Below are 296 nucleotides of genomic sequence, written 5' to 3'. Positions count from 1 at the left end.
ATCGCGCCTCGGGCATGCCGTACATCTGGCCCTGGGCGGCCAGGCCATCGATCAGGAACTGGTCCTCGGGGTGGGGCCCCTCGATGCGGACGCCGGACTTTTCCTTCATCTCGGCCGCCCCGCCCGCATGATCAATGTGGCCGTGGGTGATCCAGATCTGGTCGAGGATCAGGCCGCGCCGCTTGACCTCGGCCAGGATCATATCGACGCCGCCGCCCGGATCGATCACCGCCGCCTTGCTGGTGGCCGTGCACCAGACGACGGTGCAGTTCTGCTGCAGGGGCGTAACGGGGGCG

At 68.2% G+C, this 296-nt stretch carries 1 protein-coding gene; it reads right to left on the bottom strand.

Going from position 1 to position 296, the window contains the following annotated elements:
- The coding region (locus FLQ44_RS22785) for an MBL fold metallo-hydrolase (protein ID WP_147696173.1) at nt 1-296 on the bottom strand (296 nt) is incomplete at both ends.

This window comes from Vogesella mureinivorans (assembly GCF_007644035.1).
In the GTDB taxonomy this organism is placed as follows: Bacteria; Pseudomonadota; Gammaproteobacteria; order Burkholderiales; family Chromobacteriaceae; genus Vogesella; species Vogesella mureinivorans.
This window is presented reverse-complemented; position numbering and strand designations above follow the sequence as displayed.